This window comes from uncultured Eubacterium sp., from assembly GCF_937958975.1.
Classification (GTDB): Bacteria; Bacillota; Clostridia; order Lachnospirales; family Lachnospiraceae; genus Eubacterium_G.
Genome location: NZ_CALGRE010000019.1, coordinates 1 through 18414 on the forward strand (window position 1 = coordinate 1; position 18414 = coordinate 18414).

At 36.6% G+C, this 18414-nt stretch carries 13 protein-coding genes and 1 tRNA gene; 11 read left to right on the forward strand and 3 right to left on the reverse strand.

Annotated features, from left to right (window positions below):
• Positions 1 to 10: 10 nt before the first annotated feature.
• From carB to argS, 4 genes are all read left to right on the forward strand, one after another.
• A complete protein-coding gene (gene carB, locus Q5O86_RS03330; protein ID WP_302625731.1) occupies positions 11 to 3208 on the forward strand; it encodes a carbamoyl-phosphate synthase large subunit in 3198 nt (1065 codons plus the stop codon).
• A gap of 80 nt (positions 3209 to 3288) precedes the next feature.
• Positions 3289 to 4095 carry a serine/threonine-protein kinase gene (locus Q5O86_RS03335; protein ID WP_302625732.1) on the forward strand — a complete coding sequence of 269 codons (807 nt, stop codon included), beginning with the start codon at positions 3289 to 3291 and terminating at the stop codon, positions 4093 to 4095.
• Between the two features lie 108 nt (positions 4096 to 4203).
• The gene (locus tag Q5O86_RS03340; RefSeq protein ID WP_302625733.1) at positions 4204 to 5430 is read left to right on the forward strand and encodes a UDPGP type 1 family protein; all 1227 of its coding nucleotides are present in this window, start codon (positions 4204 to 4206) and stop codon (positions 5428 to 5430) included.
• Positions 5431 to 5509: 79 nt separating this feature from the next.
• A complete protein-coding gene (gene argS, locus Q5O86_RS03345; RefSeq protein ID WP_302625734.1) occupies positions 5510 to 7273 on the forward strand; it encodes an arginine--tRNA ligase in 1764 nt (587 codons plus the stop codon).
• A 66-nt stretch (positions 7274 to 7339) separates the two neighbouring features.
• Here argS and Q5O86_RS03350 read toward each other — a convergent pair whose 3' ends face one another.
• The gene (locus tag Q5O86_RS03350) at positions 7340 to 7708 is read right to left on the reverse strand and encodes a hypothetical protein (protein WP_302625735.1); all 369 of its coding nucleotides are present in this window, start codon (positions 7706 to 7708) and stop codon (positions 7340 to 7342) included.
• 234 nt (positions 7709 to 7942) lie between these two features.
• Between Q5O86_RS03350 and Q5O86_RS03355 the strand changes: the two genes are divergently transcribed.
• The 4 genes from Q5O86_RS03355 to Q5O86_RS03370 are packed head-to-tail and all read left to right on the forward strand — an operon-like array spanning position 7943 to position 10952.
• Positions 7943 to 8212, forward strand: coding sequence for a hypothetical protein (locus Q5O86_RS03355; RefSeq protein WP_302625736.1), 270 nt, complete (start codon positions 7943 to 7945; stop codon positions 8210 to 8212).
• Positions 8194 to 8877, forward strand: coding sequence for an HAD hydrolase-like protein (locus Q5O86_RS03360; protein ID WP_302625737.1), 684 nt, complete (start codon positions 8194 to 8196; stop codon positions 8875 to 8877). The genes Q5O86_RS03355 and Q5O86_RS03360 overlap by 19 nt, the downstream gene beginning before the upstream one ends.
• The gene (locus tag Q5O86_RS03365; protein WP_302625738.1) at positions 8864 to 9898 is read left to right on the forward strand and encodes a CPBP family intramembrane glutamic endopeptidase; all 1035 of its coding nucleotides are present in this window, start codon (positions 8864 to 8866) and stop codon (positions 9896 to 9898) included. The genes Q5O86_RS03360 and Q5O86_RS03365 overlap by 14 nt, the downstream gene beginning before the upstream one ends.
• 40 nt (positions 9899 to 9938) lie before the next feature.
• Positions 9939 to 10952 (forward strand): glycosyltransferase family 2 protein, encoded by a 1014-nt coding sequence (locus Q5O86_RS03370; protein WP_302625739.1) that lies wholly within the window; start codon positions 9939 to 9941, stop codon positions 10950 to 10952.
• Between the two features lie 41 nt (positions 10953 to 10993).
• Here Q5O86_RS03370 and Q5O86_RS03375 read toward each other — a convergent pair whose 3' ends face one another.
• Positions 10994 to 11719: a phosphatase PAP2 family protein gene (locus Q5O86_RS03375; RefSeq protein ID WP_302625740.1), complete on the reverse strand. Its 726-nt coding sequence runs from the start codon at positions 11717 to 11719 to the stop codon at positions 10994 to 10996.
• A gap of 147 nt (positions 11720 to 11866) precedes the next feature.
• Here Q5O86_RS03375 and Q5O86_RS03380 point away from each other — a divergent pair, with 147 nt between their 5' ends.
• Positions 11867 to 14002, forward strand: a complete 2136-nt coding sequence (locus Q5O86_RS03380) for a Tex family protein (protein WP_302625741.1) — start codon at positions 11867 to 11869, stop codon at positions 14000 to 14002.
• A gap of 51 nt (positions 14003 to 14053) precedes the next feature.
• Here the strand turns inward: Q5O86_RS03380 and Q5O86_RS03385 are convergent, their stop codons facing one another.
• The gene (locus tag Q5O86_RS03385) at positions 14054 to 14917 is read right to left on the reverse strand and encodes a LysR family transcriptional regulator (protein ID WP_302625742.1); all 864 of its coding nucleotides are present in this window, start codon (positions 14915 to 14917) and stop codon (positions 14054 to 14056) included.
• Positions 14918 to 15186: 269 nt separating this feature from the next.
• On the opposite strand from Q5O86_RS03385, the gene Q5O86_RS03390 reads away from it, so the two are divergent.
• On the forward strand, positions 15187 to 18207 hold the full coding sequence (locus tag Q5O86_RS03390) for a discoidin domain-containing protein (protein ID WP_302625743.1): 3021 nt from the start codon (positions 15187 to 15189) through the stop codon (positions 18205 to 18207).
• Between the two features lie 133 nt (positions 18208 to 18340).
• Positions 18341 to 18413 (forward strand) — tRNA-Val (locus Q5O86_RS03395).
• Position 18414: the final 1 nt, after the last annotated feature.

Genomic DNA, 18414 nt, shown 5'->3' on the forward strand with positions numbered 1-18414 from the left:
TTGAAGAAAAATGCCTAGAGATTTCAGTATTAAAAAAGTATTAGTAATTGGTTCAGGTCCTATAGTAATTGGACAGGCAGCAGAGTTTGATTATGCAGGAACGCAGGCATGCCGTTCTTTAAAAGAGGAAGGTATTGAAGTCGTTCTCTTAAATTCCAATCCTGCTACGATTATGACGGATAAAGATATTGCTGACGAGGTGTATATTGAGCCTTTGACAGTTCCGGTATTAAAAAAGATTATTAAAAAAGAAAGACCGGATAGTATTTTGCCGACACTTGGAGGTCAGGCGGGATTGAACCTGGCAATGGAAATTGCTGAGACAGGGTTTTTAGAGGAACATGGATGCAGATTGATAGGTACTACATCCGAGACAATAAGAAAGGCAGAAGACCGTCTTGAATTTAAAGAGACAATGGAAAAAATCGGAGAGCCCTGCGCACCGTCATTGGTTGTCGAAAACGTAGAAGATGGTGTTGCGTTTACGAATAAAATTGGTTATCCGGTCGTTCTTCGTCCGGCATATACGCTGGGTGGCAGCGGTGGTGGTATTGCACATAATCAGTTAGAGTTAGTAGAGATTCTTGAAAATGGACTGAGACTTAGCCGTGTAGGTCAGGTTTTGGTGGAGAGATGTATTGCAGGCTGGAAAGAAGTCGAGTATGAAGTAATGCGCGATTCAGCAGGAAACTGTATTACAGTATGTAATATGGAAAATATCGACCCGGTTGGTGTACATACAGGAGACAGTATTGTAGTTGCTCCTTCTCAGACTCTCGGTGATAAAGAGCACCAGATGCTTCGTACATCAGCGTTAAATATTATTAATGAATTAAATATTACCGGAGGATGTAATGTTCAGTATGCATTGCACCCGGAAAGTTTTGAATATTGTGTTATTGAAGTAAATCCCCGTGTGAGCCGTTCATCTGCCCTTGCATCAAAGGCTACAGGTTATCCTATTGCAAAGGTTGCGGCAAAGATTGCGTTGGGATATACGTTAGATGAAATTAAAAATGCAATTACTCAGAAAACATATGCCAGCTTTGAGCCTACATTGGATTACTGTGTAGTTAAGATACCGAGACTCCCGTTTGATAAGTTTATCACTGCGAGCAGAAAACTCACAACGCAGATGAAGGCTACCGGAGAAGTTATGAGTATATGTAATAACTTCGAAGGTGCATTGATGAAGGCGATTCGTTCTCTGGAGCAGCATGTTGAGTGTCTGATGGATTATGATTTCTCTGAATTATCGGATGATGAATTAGAAGACATGCTGCATAAAGTAGATGACAGACGTATCTGGGTGATTGCGGAAGCTCTGAGACGTGGTGTAAGCTATGACCATATCCATGATATTACAATGATTGATAAGTGGTTTATAGATAAACTTGCCATAATCGTTGAAATGGAAAATGCATTGAAGAATGAACCGTTGACGGTTGAATTATTGAGAGCAGCAAAGAGAATTGAGTTCCCGGATACAGTTATCAGCAGACTTACAGGAAAAACACAGGAAGAAATCAAGCAGATGCGTTATGATAATAATATCGTTGCGGCATATAAGATGGTTGATACCTGTGCGGCAGAGTTTGAGGCTGCTACACCATACTATTATTCTGTATATGGTGGAGAAAACGAAGCGGCAGAGACCAATCCACCGAAAAAAGTTTTGGTTCTTGGTTCAGGTCCGATTCGTATCGGTCAGGGGATTGAGTTTGACTTCTGTTCCGTTCACTGTACATGGGCATTTAAAGAAGAAGGATATGAGACTATTATTGTCAATAATAATCCGGAGACAGTGTCCACAGACTTTGATATTGCAGATAAATTATATTTTGAACCACTCACACCGGAAGATGTGGAAAATATTGTAAATGTAGAAAAACCGGACGGAGCGGTAGTACAGTTTGGCGGTCAGACAGCAATTAAGCTTACAGAGGCATTGATGAAAATGGGAGTTCCTATTCTTGGAACAGATGCTGCGGATGTGGATGCGGCAGAGGATAGAGAGCTGTTCGATGCAATTTTGGAACAGTGTGGTATCCCAAGACCTACCGGTGGAACAGTGTTTACAGCAGAAGAGGCGAAAGAAGTTGCAAATAAGCTTGGTTATCCGGTACTGGTTAGACCTTCATATGTTCTTGGTGGTCAGGGAATGCAGATTGCTACCTGTGACGAAGAAGTAGAAGAATTTATGGAAATCATTAATAGAATTGCACAGGACCATCCAATCTTAGTAGATAAGTATTTACAGGGAACAGAAGTTGAAGTGGATGCTATCTGTGATGGAACGGATATATTAATTCCCGGTGTCATGGAACATATTGAGAGAGCGGGTGTTCACTCAGGTGATAGTATTTCCGTATATCCTGCGTATACATTATCTCAAAAAATAATTGATACGATAGAAGATTATACGAAAAAGCTTGCTATGTCACTTCATGTAAAGGGAATGATTAATATACAGTTTATTGTGTGTGATGGTCAGGTTTATGTTATTGAGGTCAATCCACGTTCGTCGAGAACGGTTCCATATATTAGTAAGGTTACGGGTATTCCTATTGTAAAACTTGCTACAAAGTGTATTATTGGACATACTATTAAGGAATTGGGATATACACCCGGTTTACAGCCAAATGCAGAATATTATGCAATTAAGATGCCGGTATTCTCATTTGAAAAAATCCGTGGTGCAGAGACAAGCTTAGGACCGGAGATGAAATCGACAGGTGAGTGTCTTGGAATTGCAAAGACATTTAATGAGGCGTTGTATAAAGCTTTCTTAGGAGCAGGAGTAATTCTTCCAAAACATAAGAAGGTAATTATCTCTGTAAAAGATGCGGACAAGCAGGAAGTTATTCCGCTTGCACAGCGCTTTGAAAAATTGGGTTATGAAGTTTATGCAACGAGAAGTACAGCCAATGTCCTTAGGGATAATGGAGTGGATGCTATCATGGTAAATAAGATACATCAGGAAGCACCGACCGTTATGGATTTGCTTTTAGAACATAAGATAGATATTGTAATTGATACACCTACACAGGGACGTGATAAGAGTCGTGACGGTTTCTTAATCAGAAGAACCTCCATTGAGACAGGTGTAAATTGTTTTACAAGTTTAGATACAGTGGATGCATTGCTTACAAGTTTGGAAAGCGATGCAAAAGAAAATCTGACTTTGGTTGATATTGCTACGCTATAACTTATCGGAATAAATTTAAGCGGCTGCAAAGCAGTTGGATATAGGCGACTTGGAGGGAAGCACATCGGAAAGGTGTGTATATGAATCGTCAAAAGGGTAACGTAATCAATGGTGTTGTAGGAGGAAGATATTACATATGCGAATGCATCGGTAATGGCGGATTTTCTGATGTATATAAGGTGAAAGACTTACATACAGGTGAAATTTATGCCATGAAAAATTATGTGACATCTAATCCGGCGGATGAGAAAAGATTATTGGAAGGAATGGAAAATGAGTTAAATGTTTTGAAACATTGCTCTCATCCGGTCCTTCCAAAAATTTATAATATAATAAAAGAAAAGGATACATTTTTTCTTGTAATGGAATATGTGGAAGGTATTAATCTTAAGACTTATGTTGAGACGGGAGAAACATTGTCTAAAAAAATGATTTTCTCTATTATGAGTCAGGTATGCAGTGGGCTATATTATTTACATTCTTTAGAACCACCCATTGTATATAGAGATTTAAAACCTTCCAATATTATTTTAAAGAAAAATGGCGGAATAAAGTTAATCGATTTTGGTATTGCCAAAAGATACAGCAGAGATGTTGCGGCAGATGAGTTTGCTGTGGGAAGCGTGGGGTTTGCAGCTCCGGAACAGTTTGGGAATAAAAAAGGAATCAGTATTTATAATACAGATATACGAACAGATATTTATGGAATTGGTACGACAATGTTTTATCTGAGAACAGGAAAAAAATATGCCCCAAATAAAAAATCCTTTAAAATTCAGGGAAAGTTGAAAAAAATTATTAAAAAGTGTACCATGGTGAATCCTGAAAAAAGATACCAAAGCTGCATTGATGTTTTATATCACATGAAAACCTTGCATAATAAGTAAAAATAAATTATTCTATAGATGTATGCAGTTGAAATTTTGAAAGGGTTTAGGATGCATATATATTAAAAAATAATTATCTGTGTGGTTTGCAGGTAGCAGGGAGGAACAATGAATTATAGTGAAGCAAAGGAAATTCTTGGAAAATATGACCAGGAACAATTGTTAAAGTATTATGATGAACTTGAAGATGACCAAAAGATATCGCTATTAAATCAGATTGAGGGAATTGATTTTGAGTTGTTAAATCTGATAAAGGATAATGAAGAGGCAAAGAAAGGTGTCATTACCCCGTTGGACGATGCGGTATCTATAGATGATATAGAAAAGAATAGGGAAAAATATACAAATATTGGTGTATCTGCTATCAGAGAAGGAAAGGTTGCAGCTCTTCTTTTGGCAGGTGGAATGGGGACCAGACTCGGTTCGGACAAGCCAAAGGGAATGTATAATATAGGTCTGACAAAGGATTTATATATTTTTGAAATGTTAATAAACAATTTAATGGATGTAGTCAATCAGACAGGAGCATGGGTTCCGCTCTATATTATGACCAGTGAAAAGAATAATGATGATACGATTCAGTTTTTTGAAGAAATGAATTATTTCGGTTATGATAGAGACTATGTGGAATTTTTTATTCAGGAAATGGCGCCGGCAGCATCTTTTGACGGTAAAATATTTTTAGAGGATAAGGATAGAGTTTCAACTTCACCGAATGGAAATGGCGGCTGGTTTATATCTTTTGTCAATGCAGGATTAGCAAAGAAGGCAAAAGAGGCAGGCGTGGAATATATTAATATATTTGCTGTAGATAATGTATGTCAGAGAATGGCTGACCCATGTTTTGTAGGAGCAATGATAGACGGTGGATATCGTTCAGCTTCCAAGGTTGTTTCAAAAGCAACTCCGGAGGAAAAGGTCGGAGTTTTGTGTTTAGAAGATGGAAAGCCTTCGATTGTGGAGTATTACGAGTTGACGGAGGATATGAGATATGAGACAAGAGATAATGGAGAGTTGGCATATAAGTATGGCGTTATTTTAAATTATCTGTTTAACATGGAAGATTTAGAGAAAAATTTGAATAATAATCTTATTGTACATGTTGTTAAGAAGAAAGTCCCATATTTGAATGAAAGTGGAGAAAAGATAAAACCGGAAACAGAAAATGGCTATAAGTTTGAAACGTTAGTGCTTGATATGGTTCATATGATGGATAATTGTCTTGCTTATGAGGTGGTAAGAGAAAAGGAATTTGCACCAATAAAAAATAAAACAGGTGTAGATTCGGTAGATTCGGCAAGAGAGCTGCTGAAATTAAATGGAGTTGAGTTATAAAATATAACAGTTTAGCCATAAAGGTATCAGTTTATGGCTGAACTGTTTTTATCAAAAAAATTAAATGGAGTAACGTTACATGAAGAAGATACTAGAATTAATTACAGAGGAATTTGAAAATGCATTTGAGCAGTGTGGCTATGACAGGAAATTAGGAAAAGTAGGAACATCCAACAGACCTGATTTGTGCCAGTATCAGTGCAATGGGGCGATGGCGGGTGCAAAGTTATATCATAAAGCTCCAATAATGATTGCAAATGACGTTGCAGCACTGTTGCAGGGGAATGATAAGTTTTCATCTGTTGAGGCGGTAAATCCGGGATTTATTAATATAAATCTTGATAATAAATTTATTGCAGATTATCTTAATGAGATGGCAGGTGCGCAAAAGTTAGGATGTGAAAATAAAAATGTTCAGACGATTGTTGTAGATTATGGTGGAGCAAATGTTGCAAAGCCATTACATATCGGTCATTTACGTTCGGCAGTAATTGGAGAAAGTGTAAAACGTATTACAAAATATCTGGGAAATCATGTGATTGGTGATGTTCATCTCGGTGACTGGGGATTGCAGATGGGACTAATTATTACGGAATTAGAATGCCGAAAACCGGACTTAGTATATTTTGATGAGAATTATACAGGAGAGTTTCCGAAAGAAGCGCCGTTTGATATTGCAGAGTTAGAACAGATATACCCTTGTGCAAGTAAAAAGGCAAAAGAAGATATAGCATTTAAGGAGAAAGCGCAGGAAGCTACTCTGAAATTACAAAGCGGTTATGCTCCATATACTGCTATTTGGAAACATATTATGAATGTTTCCAAGGTCGATTTAAAAAAGAATTATGATAACCTGGATGTGGAATTTGACCTCTGGAAGGGGGAGAGTGATGCGCAGCCATATATTCCGGATTTGATTCAGGATTTGGTGGATAAAGGACTCGCTTATGAGAGCCAGGGAGCTTTGGTTGTTGATATCGCAGAGGAGGGAGACAGTAAGGAATTACCACCTTGTATTGTGAGAAAATCGGATGGAGCGGCACTTTATGCTACTTCAGATATTGCTACTTTGGTACAGAGAGAACAGGACTTCAAACCGGATAAGTATGTTTATCTTGCGGATAAGCGTCAGGATTTGCATTATACACAGTTTTTCCGTGTGGCAAAAAAGGCAGGTATTGTAAAACCGGAAACAGAGCTTATCTTTATTGGATTTGGTACGATGAATGGTGCAGACGGTAAGCCATTTAAGACAAGAGAAGGCGGAGTTATGCGCCTTGAAAATCTTATCGCACAGATAAATGATGCTGTGTATCATAAAATCATGGAAAACCGCTCAGTGAGTGAAGAAGAGGCAAAGAATACAGCAAAGATTGTTGGATTAGCGGCATTAAAATATGGGGATTTGTCAAATCAGGCTTCGAAGGATTATATCTTTGATATTGACCGTTTTGCGTCATTTGAGGGAAATACAGGACCATATATTCTGTATACGATTGTCCGTATAAAATCAATTATAGAAAAATATAAGGCAGAAAATGGAAATATGCAGCATATTGCTGTGAATACATGTGATAATCCGGAGCAGATTGCCCTGATGCTTGAAGTGGCAAAAGCAAATGAGATTATCGAAAATGCAGCGAAAGAATTAGCGCCACATAAGATATGTTCTTATATTTATGATTTGTCTAATGCATTTAACCGATTCTATCATGGAACAAAAATTTTATCAGAAGAAGATGAAAATAAAAAAGAAGGTTATATTGCTCTAATCAGTCTGGTGAAAAAAGTTTTGGAAACATGTATTAACTTGTTAGGATTTGAGGCACCTGACAGAATGTAATCCGTATATAAAAAAAGAAGATGGATTTGCAAAATGCAAATCCATCTTCTTTTATTAAAAATGTGTTTACTTTGCTGTTGTAGCTTCAGCTGTAGTTTCAACAGCAGTGGTCTCTTCTGTGGAAGATTCCTGAGCCTGTGTAGTAGTATCAGTAGAAACTGATGTTTCCCCTTTTACGTTTGTATCGCCTCTTTGAATTAATGTGTTTCTAAGGCTCTCTAACTCTTCTTTGCTTAACTGTGTGTGAACAGTAGTAACAGGTGGGGTATACAGACCTGTAGCAATTGCAATTGAGTATCCGATATATACAACAAAAGCAACACCGACAAGGGTAGCAATGATATAAGAAACTACTTTTTTCACATTAGATTTCTTTTTTACATTTTTACGATTGTACTTCTCCTGTTTGTATCTATCAACTTTTGCCTGACTCATCCTTCTGTACCTCTCATTTTTATTTTGTGGGAAAATGTTTTGTGATTCCCAAAGCTTTACGCAAAAAGCGTGCCAGCAAGTTATAAACAAAAGCATTCGCCAATCTCCAAAATGGAAAATGCTCTGTTCCTAATAAACTCTTTCATTAGTATAAAACAAAAGTGGTTGTAAAACAAGTATCATTTGCGATATAATAGTGGGAAAATTTGAAACAGTTCAGCCATGCGATATAAAATGAATTGGGCAAAAGACTGCTCGCAGGCTATTTGCCCAATTCATTTTATATCATATGGTGAACCACCACAGCGAGAAGTAGCACGAAAGTGCGGATTTGAGCTGATGGCTGAACTGAAAAGAAGCCGAGAAGCAGCACGAAAGTGCGGATTTGAGCTGATGGCTGAACTGAAAAGAAGCCGAGAAGCAGCACGAAAGTGCGGATTCGAGCTGATGGCTGAACTGTTATTTAACACATTAAAGAGGAACAAATGGAAAGATACGAAGTAATTATTTTTGATTTAGATGGCACATTGAGCAATTCAGAAGAAGGCATTACAAAATCTGTGCAGTATTCTCTAAAAAAAATGGGAATAGAAGAAGATTGTCTGGACAATTTAAAGCATTTTATAGGTCCGCCGTTAAAGGACGAATTTCAGGAAAAATATAATTTTAGTGATGAAGAGGCAATGCGGGCAGTAGAACTATATCGGGAAAGATACATCCCAATTGGAATATACGAGACAGATATTTACCCAAATGTAGATAAAATGTTACAAGAGCTAAAAGATGCAGGGAAATACCTTGCGGTTGCCACTTCAAAACCACAGCCTATGGCAGAAGAAGTGCTTAAATTTCTGAAAATAGACAAATATTTTGACAAAGTCATGGGTGCTGATGTGATTGGACCAAGGCAGAGTAAGCAGTCGGTATTAGAGGCTTTGTTTGAAGAGATTGAGATAAAAGATAGAACAAAGTATATAATGATAGGAGATACCAGTTTTGACATCTGTGGAGCCAATGCGGTGGGAATTTCTTCTCTGGGTGTAGCTTACGGATTTGGTGACAGGGAGGAAATGATACAACTGGGAGCATTGGCGGTTGCAGATACGGCAATGGAAGTGATAGAATTTTTATTAGAAAAAGAAAAGAGGATAACGGATGAAAAGTCGTAAGAGAGAAAAAGTAACGGTGGGAAGAATATGGGGGATTATTTATCCCATGCTGATTTATCTGGCAATTACATATGTAATTATGATTGTCTTAATGATAGGTATTGCAGTACAGGGAATGATGAGTGGAATTACCGGTGATGTTGAGCTTACAAATTATTTATATGATAAAGTCAACGGACAGGTTTTATTGCTTACAATGATTGCAGGCATCCTGACAATACCCGTTATGTTATTCTTATACAGAAGAGATACCCAAAAAGATATTTTGAGAAATACCTATGAAAAATACGAGCGGGTTCATTCGCTTAAATATTTGCTGATTATTCCTTTTGGAATATTTAATATGATGTGGGCAAATATGTTTGTAGCATTGCTTCAGATGTTTATGCCGGAGTTCATGATTAAAAGTTATAGTGGAACGGCAGAAGCTATTTATGGAAGCAGTCTTATAATACAGTTTATAACAGCCGGAGTTGTAGGACCGATTGTAGAGGAAATGATTTTTAGGGCGCTTGTATATAAGAGAACAAAAAAAATAGCAGGAATGATACCGGCTGCAATCATATCCTCTGTATTGTTTGGAGTATTTCATGCAAACTGGATTCAGGCTCCTTATGCAATTATAATAGGTTTCATGTGTGTGTTCGTTTATGAAAAATATAAATCAATTATCGCACCTATAATTTTGCATATATCAGCAAACTGTTTTTCGCTGCTGATTGCATTCTGGGCAGGAGATGCGTCTTCTACAGAAGTAGAACAAAGTCTGGAAACAATAAAACAGAGTGAATACATTTTCAGTCTGCTTATAACAATATTGGTAATGGGGCTTTTGGCATTTATAACAGGTGCAGTTATCTATGCTATTGTGCGACCTAAAAAAATAAATAATATGAATATAGAAAATGAAAATATTGAACAGAATATTAATAACAAAATAGAACAAAATATTGATATCTTGCAGGAAGAAGAGAAAGTTGACATGGAAAATACATTTTATTATCAGAGGCGGGATAAATAAATGTTGTAAAAATAAATTATATAAATTGAAGGAGAAAACCATGAAGTTATTAACAGTTGCCATACCTTGCTATAATTCAAGTGAGTATATGGAAAAAAGTATTAGAAGTGCTTTAACAGGAGGAGAAAGAGTGGAGGTTATCGTTGTAGATGATGGTTCTAGCGATAATACTTTAGAAATTGCAAATAAGTATAAAGAAAAATTCCCCGACATAATTAAAGTTGTACACCAGGAAAATGGTGGACATGGTGAGGCAGTCAATACAGGAATAAAAAATGCTACAGGACTTTATTTTAAAGTTCTTGACAGCGATGATTGTCTTGGAAAAAAGGCATTGGAGAAAGTTCTGGATTTGTTGGAAGATATGGTGTCTAAGGATGCGGGGCTGGATATGCTGATTTCAAATTTTATGTATGACAAACAGGGCGTAAAACATAAAAAAATAATGAGATATAAAAATGCTATGCCCGTAAATAGGATGTTTGGATGGGATGAATTGAAATTTGGAAAGACACAGTATCTTCTAATGCATTCTGTTATTTATAGAACAAAAGTATTAAGAGAATGTGGCATGGTTCTTCCAAAACATACTTTCTATGTGGATAATATTTATGTATTTCAGCCATTGCCATATGTAAAGAATATTTATTATCTGGATGTATGTCTTTATAAATATTTTATAGGAAGAGATGACCAGTCTGTACATGAATCTGTTATGATAAAAAGATTAGACCAGCAGTATCGTGTTACAAAGTTAATGCTTGAGATTTATAATCAGTCACCTATACAAAACAAGAATACAGATGAGGCAATGGTACATTATTTTGATATGATGATGTGCGTATCTTCTATATTATCTATTCGGGAAGGCTCTGAACGGAGATTGAAAGATAAAGACAAATTGTGGGAAGATTTAAGAGAGAGCAATCCGGAGTTATACAAAAGGGTTAGAAAATCCATTTTAGGACGTACAATGAATCTTCCGGGTAAAATAGGAAGACAATGTTCTGTTCTGGGATATAAAATAACAAATATGTTTTTTGGATTTAATTAAATTAAAAAAGAAATAGAAAATCGCATTTAAAAGCGAAAATTCTATTTCTTTTTTTTGTTTAGGAAATATAGTACCTGATGCTGATGTGGGTCTTTTACAATAGGAGCCGGAAATTTAACATTTTTAAACCACCAATGGAATACAACAAAATAAAGTACGAAAGCAAGGACGAATCCACTGATAACATCAATAACTGAATGTTGTTTTAAGAACATTGTCGAAAGACAAATCAGTATTGAGAGCACAAGAGATATGCGTTTGATATTTTGTCTCGGTTTTAATTCTTTCATATGAGGACTCTTTATCAGACAAATATGTGCAGCAATTGTAGCGAAAACATGTATACTTGGACATACATTGGTCGGTGTATCGCTGTCATATAAAAATCTTACTAAATCAGTTAAGATGTTATTTCCTGTTATTTCTGAGAGCCTTAATTCGAGACCGTTGGGATAAACGGTACATACCAAAAGGGCAATCGTCATACCTGTAAATTCATAGGCACAAATACGATAAAATTCATTTTTGGAATGGTAGAATAAAAAAACAAAAACTGCCGGAATATATAAAAACCATAAGAGGTATGGGATGACAAATAATTCGCAAAAGGGAATGATATCGTCAATTGCACAGTGTATAATGTGTAATCCCGGATAAGTGGCAGGTATTTTATTTTCCAAAAAAATGAACCATGGCATATATATAAAGACATATAGCAGAGGCCATGCGTGTTTGTACTTACGAAGCTCGTTTTTTATTCTGTTCATAAGTTACCTTCTGTCCGATAAATTTTGTTTCACACAAAATGAAAAAATCTGTTAAAATAGATATGTTGTCTGTAAGGCACATATCACAAAAAAAGTATAACATCCAAAAAACGAAAAGTCAAAGAGCTTGTAATAGGAGGAAAACGAATGAATTTAAATGAAGTAATTGCAGAAGAATTAGGGGTAAAATTGTGGCAGGTAGAGGCGGCAGTAAAGCTGATAGACGAGGGAAATACAATACCGTTTATTGCCAGATACAGAAAGCCTGTCACCGGAGAATTGAATGATGAACAGTTGAGAGCTTTAGATGAGAGATTAAAATATCTGAGGAATCTGGAGGAAAAGAAATCTACTGTAATTGCTTCTATCGAGGAGCAGGGGAAAATGACACCTGAATTATTGATGCAAATTGAAGCGGCCAGAACAATTGTGGCAGTGGATGATATTTATAGACCATACAGGCCAAAGAGAAAGACAAGGGCGACAGAGGCAAAGGCTAAAGGATTAGAGCCGTTGGCAATGATTTTTATGGCGCAGTTGAGTGATAAGAGTGTAGAGGATGAGGCGAAGGCTTTTATAGATGAAGAAAAGGGTGTTGAGACAGTTGAGCAGGCAATACAGGGGGCAAAGGATATTATTGCGGAAATGATTTCTGATAATGCTGAATTTAGAAAGGCTATCAGGAATACTGTGATGAAACATGGTGAGATAGTATCTCAGGCAAAAAATCCGGAAGAGAAAACTCCTTATGAAAATTATTATGATTATATAGAGGGTGTAAACAAAATCCCGGGACATCGGGTTTTGGCTATTAACAGGGGAGAGAAGGAAAAAGTGCTAACCGTAAAGGTTGAAATGCCGGATGATATTATTATTTCTGCGTTAAATAAATCTGTAATAGAAAGAAAATCAAATTTTACGGAAATTATAAAAGAGGCAATAGAGGATGGATATAAAAGACTGATTCAACCTGCGATAGAAAGAGAAATAAGAAATGCACTGACAGAAAAGGCAGAAGACGGTGCAATCGGTGTATTTGGACAGAATTTGAAACAGCTTCTGATGCAGCCACCAATTGCCGGAAAAAATGTTTTGGGCTGGGACCCTGCATTTCGTACAGGATGTAAATTAGCCGTAGTAGATGAAACAGGAAAAGTTTTATATACTACAGTAATTTTTCCTACTGCGCCTCAAAACAAAGTGGAGGAATCAAAGAAAACAGTTCTCGAAATTATAAAAAAATATAATGTCAGTCTGATTTCTCTTGGAAATGGAACAGCATCGAGAGAATCTGAAGCAGTTATTGTTGATATTATAAAAGAGTGTCCGACGAGAGTAGAGTATATTATAGTAAATGAAGCGGGCGCATCTGTTTATTCGGCAAGCAAGCTGGCAACAGAGGAATTTCCTAATTTTGATGTTGGACAGAGAAGTGCCGCATCTATGGCAAGGAGATTACAGGACCCACTGGCAGAGTTGGTTAAGATAGAGCCAAAGGCAATTGGTGTGGGACAGTATCAGCATGATATGAACCAGAAAAAGTTGGAGGCGACATTGGGAAATGTAGTAGAGGATTGTGTGAATAATGTAGGAGTAGATTTGAATACTGCTTCTGCACCATTGCTGGTATATGTTTCGGGAATCAATAAGACTCTTGCTAAAAATATTGTAGAATATAGAGAAGAAAACGGTCAGTTTACAACAAGAAAAGATTTATTGAAAGTATCCAAATTAGGACCAAAAGCATTTGAACAGTGTGCGGGATTTATGCGTATTCGGGATGGGAAGGAACCGCTTGATTATACGAGTGTACATCCGGAAAGTTATGCATCGGCAAAGAAGCTTTTAAAGAAATATGGCTATAAAACAGAGGATATTATTTCCGGGGATGTAAAACTTTCCAAGGAGATAAAAGACTATAAAATTGTATCAGAAGAGATTGGAACCGATGAAATCACATTAAAAGATATGATTCTGGAAATGGAAAAGCCGGGAAGAGACCCGAGAGATGAGATGCCAAAACCGGTATTAAAAAGTGATGTTCTGGATTTTGATGATTTAAAAGAGGGAATGGAACTCAAAGGAACTGTGCGAAATGTTATTGATTTCGGTGCATTTGTAGATATTGGGGTTCATCAGGACGGTCTGGTTCATATTTCAGAAATGAGCGATAAATTTATTAAACATCCTTTAGACATTGTTTCAGTAGGTGATGTCGTTACAGTGAGGGTGTTGAGTGTAGACAAAGATAGAAAACGTATTCAGTTAACAATGAAAAATTAGGTGATTATAGTACCTGTCTGTATTAAATTTCAATCATACAGACAGGTATTATTAATGATTTATTTCAAAGAACCAGTTTTTGGTAAAAGATAGGAATTGTTCTTCGTGGGAGGAAAGAGTTTTGTCTTTGCTCCATGCGATAATAAGAGTTCGGTATGTCTTTTCTTTTAGTTTAATTATTTGATAATCTGAAGAATTTTGCAGACAAAAAAGTTTTTCCGGCATAAGCGCTATGCCTTTATTTTTACGAATCATATATCTCAAAGCCTGGTCATCGGCTGTCTCAAAAACAACTCCGGGAGTGAAACCGCCTTCACGCATACAGAATGCATCTGTAAAATCCCGTAAATTCATAGATTTATAGTGTGCTACATAGGGGTAATCTGATAGTTCCCGAATACTTACTTCTTTTCGGATGCTGAGGGGGTGACTGGCGGAAGTAACTAATACAATTTCGTCCTCCATTAGTTTCTCATAATTAAAATTTTTCATATCATTTAAAAGCTGCATAAAAGTAAAGTCATAGCTGTTTTTGTTTTCCTCGCTCATTCGGTTTACGGAAGAAACAAAAATATCTTTTGTAGATATTAGAAAGTCTGCCGTAAGCATGGAAATAAAACGGTTCCCCGCCTGAATATAAATGTAAATGTTGGAGCGTTGGGGAGTCTTAAGGTGCTTAATTCCCTCATCGATATTTTGAAGAGCAGTATTAACTTTTTCATAAAAAAACTTTCCGTTTTCATTTAGTGATATTTTCTTTCCATTTCTGTCAAACAGTTTCACTCCAAGTTCGTTCTCCAGTTTGCCAATTGTTTTACTGATAGAAGGCTGGGGGACAAAATTTTTACGGGCCACTTTTGAAAAATTTTCTAAGCGGGCGGCATCTATAAAATATCTTAATTGTAGTAATTCCATAAAACTCTCCTTAATGTTTGTTTCAATTCGTTCATGTATTGTGTGAAAATAAATATTATATATATCTATAATAATATAATTATGTTACGAAAACAATGACAAATACGCAATAAAAAAAGAATATAAAGGAAAAAAATGCTGAGAGTATATATATTTAAGGATATATATTATAGCCAAAATTGTATTTCAGTTTTTTAAAGAAACCCGTTACAATTATAAATAAGAAAAGTCAGGATTTTTAGTAAATGTAAAAGAAAAGGAGGATAACAATGAAAAAAATAATGAGGAGAATTATTTCTGCGATGCTTTGTGTCTGTCTGCTGGCAGGTGGATTATATTATGCTCCACTGATAAGCCAGGGAGCAGATACGTTAAAAAATGTTGCCAATGGAAGAAATGGTTACACGTTTATGACTTCGAATGCCAATACGCCAAGAGAAGGATTTCTTTATGTGGGGAATGGTTTTTCGGCGATAAATGTATGCAATGAAAATCTGGGAAACGGAAATAATCTTTTAGGAATAACTGCTACAACAGAAGAGGCAGCAGTTTATGTTGATTTGGGAAAGAATTACGATATTAGCAGTGCATTGATTTATCAAGGGTCAACAAATGCTAATTTTTATGATTCGTATTGTAAAAGTTATAATGTTTATTATTCCGGAGAACAGGTGAGCGCAGCGAATGCAGGAAATATAGAGTGGAGTTTGGCAGGTTCCTGTACAAAGGGAACTATTTATCGTGGGGCAAAAATAAAAAATGCAGAAAATGTGAGTGACAGTGGTGATCAGATTACATTTGAAAGCACATATACCGCAAGAAGTGTAAAAATTGTTTTTGAAAAAGCTGCATGTATGGGAACAGGAACAAACGGAGATAATACAGGGACGACAGGCACAGTAAGTCTTCTTTCCATAAGGATTTTTGGAAATGAAAAGCCGGAAGAGACAACAACTATAAATGAAAAGCCGGAGGAGACAACAACCGGGGAGGGGGACACGACGCTCTTTGGGTCCCATACAGATGATTTGGCATTGAAGACAAATCACAGTGAGGTAAAGGGATATGCAAGTTCCAATCTAAGAAATGGAGCGATGGCTCCGGTTAGCGTGAATAACCTTACAAATGGAAATACAACAGGTACAAATTTTATTATTGCAAATACAGATGGAGGAGATAAAACGCCTTGGTTTGCGGTAGATTTGGGAAAGGTATATGATGTAAATAAAGTTATTCTTACTCCGGGTGCGGATGGGCAATATATAAATGCGTATCCTATAAGTTATCAAGTACAGGTGGCGGCAGAGACAGAGGGAGTGACAAATGCTTCTGATATTGAAAAGCTAACATGGAGAACGGTGGCGCAGGTGCGTGATGGTAAACTGGCGTCAAAATCTATCACATTTCCAAGAAGCAATACAAGATTTGTTAGGATTCTTGTAGAAAGTTATGCAGATTATTGTTCTCTGTATGAATTATCTGTATATGAGACGGATGACAGTCGGCTGCTCGGAGAGGAAGAGGATATAATGAATGTATTATTTGTTGGAAATAGTATGACATATTATAATACACTTTGTAAGGTCGTGGAGAGTTTTGCAAAGGAACAGGGAAAGATTATTCAGTGCAAGGCTTCAACACAAGGTGGAAAAAATCTGATATATCACAGTACATTTTCACAGACTGTGTCAGAAATACAGTCGGGGGCGTATGATGTGGTTATCTTACAGGATATTGTAGGGTCTTTTGATGGAGAAAAATTAATAAAAGGTGCAGCTACGCTTAATGATATGGTAAAAGAATATAATCCGGAGGCAAAGGTTATATTGTATATGCCTTGGCCGGTGAAGGGAGAACTTACAGGAAATAACAGTAAATTGCCATATTTTACATATAATTATATAAAAACTGCAAGAGAATTAGGAGCAATGCTGGCTCCGGCAGGGGAAGCATACTATACATTATATGAAACATATCCGGATGTGGCGTGGTATTGTGATGATGAAAAACATCCTCATGCAATAGGTACATTTATATCCGCATGTGCAGTATATTATGCTCTATTTCCGGATGCAGGGAAGGTAGCCATAAATGATTCGAATCAGAGGGCGATGAATGAAATCATAAATAGCAACATTGCTTATTCAGGAGATGCAGCGGTACAATATGATGCTAAACTTTTGAACGATATATCAAGCTATGGATATTATTATACTCATGCAGTGAGGGAGGCTGTTGCAGATATAACAGGAAAGACAAAATATACATCTGTGGCAGGGGATTATTATGATGCAGATGATGAAATTGATAAGACAGGATTGAAGGAAGTGACGGGAACGGAGGTAGATGCAGAGGTATTTTCAAAAGAGAACGGTAATATAGCCGTAGGATGTAATGCATATGCTTCTAATGAAAGGCAAAAGGCAAGTTATGCGACAGATGGAAATAAAGGCACAAGATGGGAGACAGATTATGCTGACCCACAATGGCTGTATGTAGATTTGGGAAGTCGTAAAAAGATAGAAAAAGTTGGATTTATCTGGGAAGGTGCATATGCTCAGAAATATTATATACAGGTGTCCGATGATGCTGAAAATTGGACAACAGTATCTATGGTGAGGGCTGCTTCAGCAAAGATAGTGCAAATTACGCTAGAAGAACCAAAGGAAGCACGTTATGTAAGAATGATTGGAACCAGAAGAGGAACACAGTATGGGTATTCATTGTATGAAATGGGGGTATGGGAAACAATTGAAGAACCGGCAGTGACACAAGTGGAATTGGCTGTAAATGGATATCAGATTAGTACAACTTTAGAGGGCTTTCGGACGGTTTATTCCATAAAAGATGTTGCAGATGAGGCAGAAGAAGTTGGAATGATTTACGGACTCTCGGATTATATTACGATTGATGATATGACAGTGGAAAATAACAGCCAATATGTATTGGCTTATAAAGCTACAGAAAATGGAAAGAGACCATTAGAATTAAAAGATGATACAGATATGGAAGCTTACACAATGACAATGATGTTTGGCAATGTTTCATCGGACTTTTTTAACCAAAAAATTTCAGTAAGGGTTTATGCAAAATTAAAAAATGGGCAATATATTTATAGTGATGTAGATACATTGACGGTATATTCTGTTGCAGACGAGTTGTATCAGGAAGGCAAGATGAGTACACAGTTTTCACATAATTATCTTTTTGAAAAAATCCTTAACGTTGTTTCGCCGGGATATATAAAGATTGATTATAATTGGAATAAAGCAATTGTAGAGTCAAAATAAGATAAAAAGAAAGATGAAGAAGACTGTCATATAGATTTTTGAAATGCGACAGTCTTCTTCTAAATTTTAGAAAAAAGTGCTTGACAATATTTACCGAAACGTTTATATTAATAAAGCAGTTTGAAATCTGTATGGGATCTTAGCTCAGCTGGGAGAGCATCTGCCTTACAAGCAGAGGGTCACAGGTTCGAGCCCTGTAGGTCCCAT

Excerpts from the sequence above, each read along its gene's own strand:
- Q5O86_RS03375 (WP_302625740.1), bottom strand. The coding sequence starts at position 11,719 with ATGAACAGAATAAAAAACGAGCTTCGTAAGTACAAACACGCATGGCCT.
- Q5O86_RS03360 (WP_302625737.1), top strand. The coding sequence starts at position 8,194 with ATGGAAAGATACGAAGTAATTATTTTTGATTTAGATGGCACATTGAGC.
- Q5O86_RS03380 (WP_302625741.1), top strand. The coding sequence starts at position 11,867 with ATGAATTTAAATGAAGTAATTGCAGAAGAATTAGGGGTAAAATTGTGG.
- Q5O86_RS03340 (WP_302625733.1), top strand. The coding sequence starts at position 4,204 with ATGAATTATAGTGAAGCAAAGGAAATTCTTGGAAAATATGACCAGGAA.
- Q5O86_RS03365 (WP_302625738.1), top strand. The coding sequence starts at position 8,864 with ATGAAAAGTCGTAAGAGAGAAAAAGTAACGGTGGGAAGAATATGGGGG.
- Q5O86_RS03350 (WP_302625735.1), bottom strand. The coding sequence starts at position 7,708 with ATGAGTCAGGCAAAAGTTGATAGATACAAACAGGAGAAGTACAATCGT.
- Q5O86_RS03385 (WP_302625742.1), bottom strand. The coding sequence starts at position 14,917 with ATGGAATTACTACAATTAAGATATTTTATAGATGCCGCCCGCTTAGAA.
- Q5O86_RS03370 (WP_302625739.1), top strand. The coding sequence starts at position 9,939 with ATGAAGTTATTAACAGTTGCCATACCTTGCTATAATTCAAGTGAGTAT.
- argS (WP_302625734.1), top strand. The coding sequence starts at position 5,510 with ATGAAGAAGATACTAGAATTAATTACAGAGGAATTTGAAAATGCATTT.
- carB (WP_302625731.1), top strand. The coding sequence starts at position 11 with ATGCCTAGAGATTTCAGTATTAAAAAAGTATTAGTAATTGGTTCAGGT.
- Q5O86_RS03390 (WP_302625743.1), top strand. The coding sequence starts at position 15,187 with ATGAAAAAAATAATGAGGAGAATTATTTCTGCGATGCTTTGTGTCTGT.
- Q5O86_RS03335 (WP_302625732.1), top strand. The coding sequence starts at position 3,289 with ATGAATCGTCAAAAGGGTAACGTAATCAATGGTGTTGTAGGAGGAAGA.
- Q5O86_RS03355 (WP_302625736.1), top strand. The coding sequence starts at position 7,943 with ATGAATTGGGCAAAAGACTGCTCGCAGGCTATTTGCCCAATTCATTTT.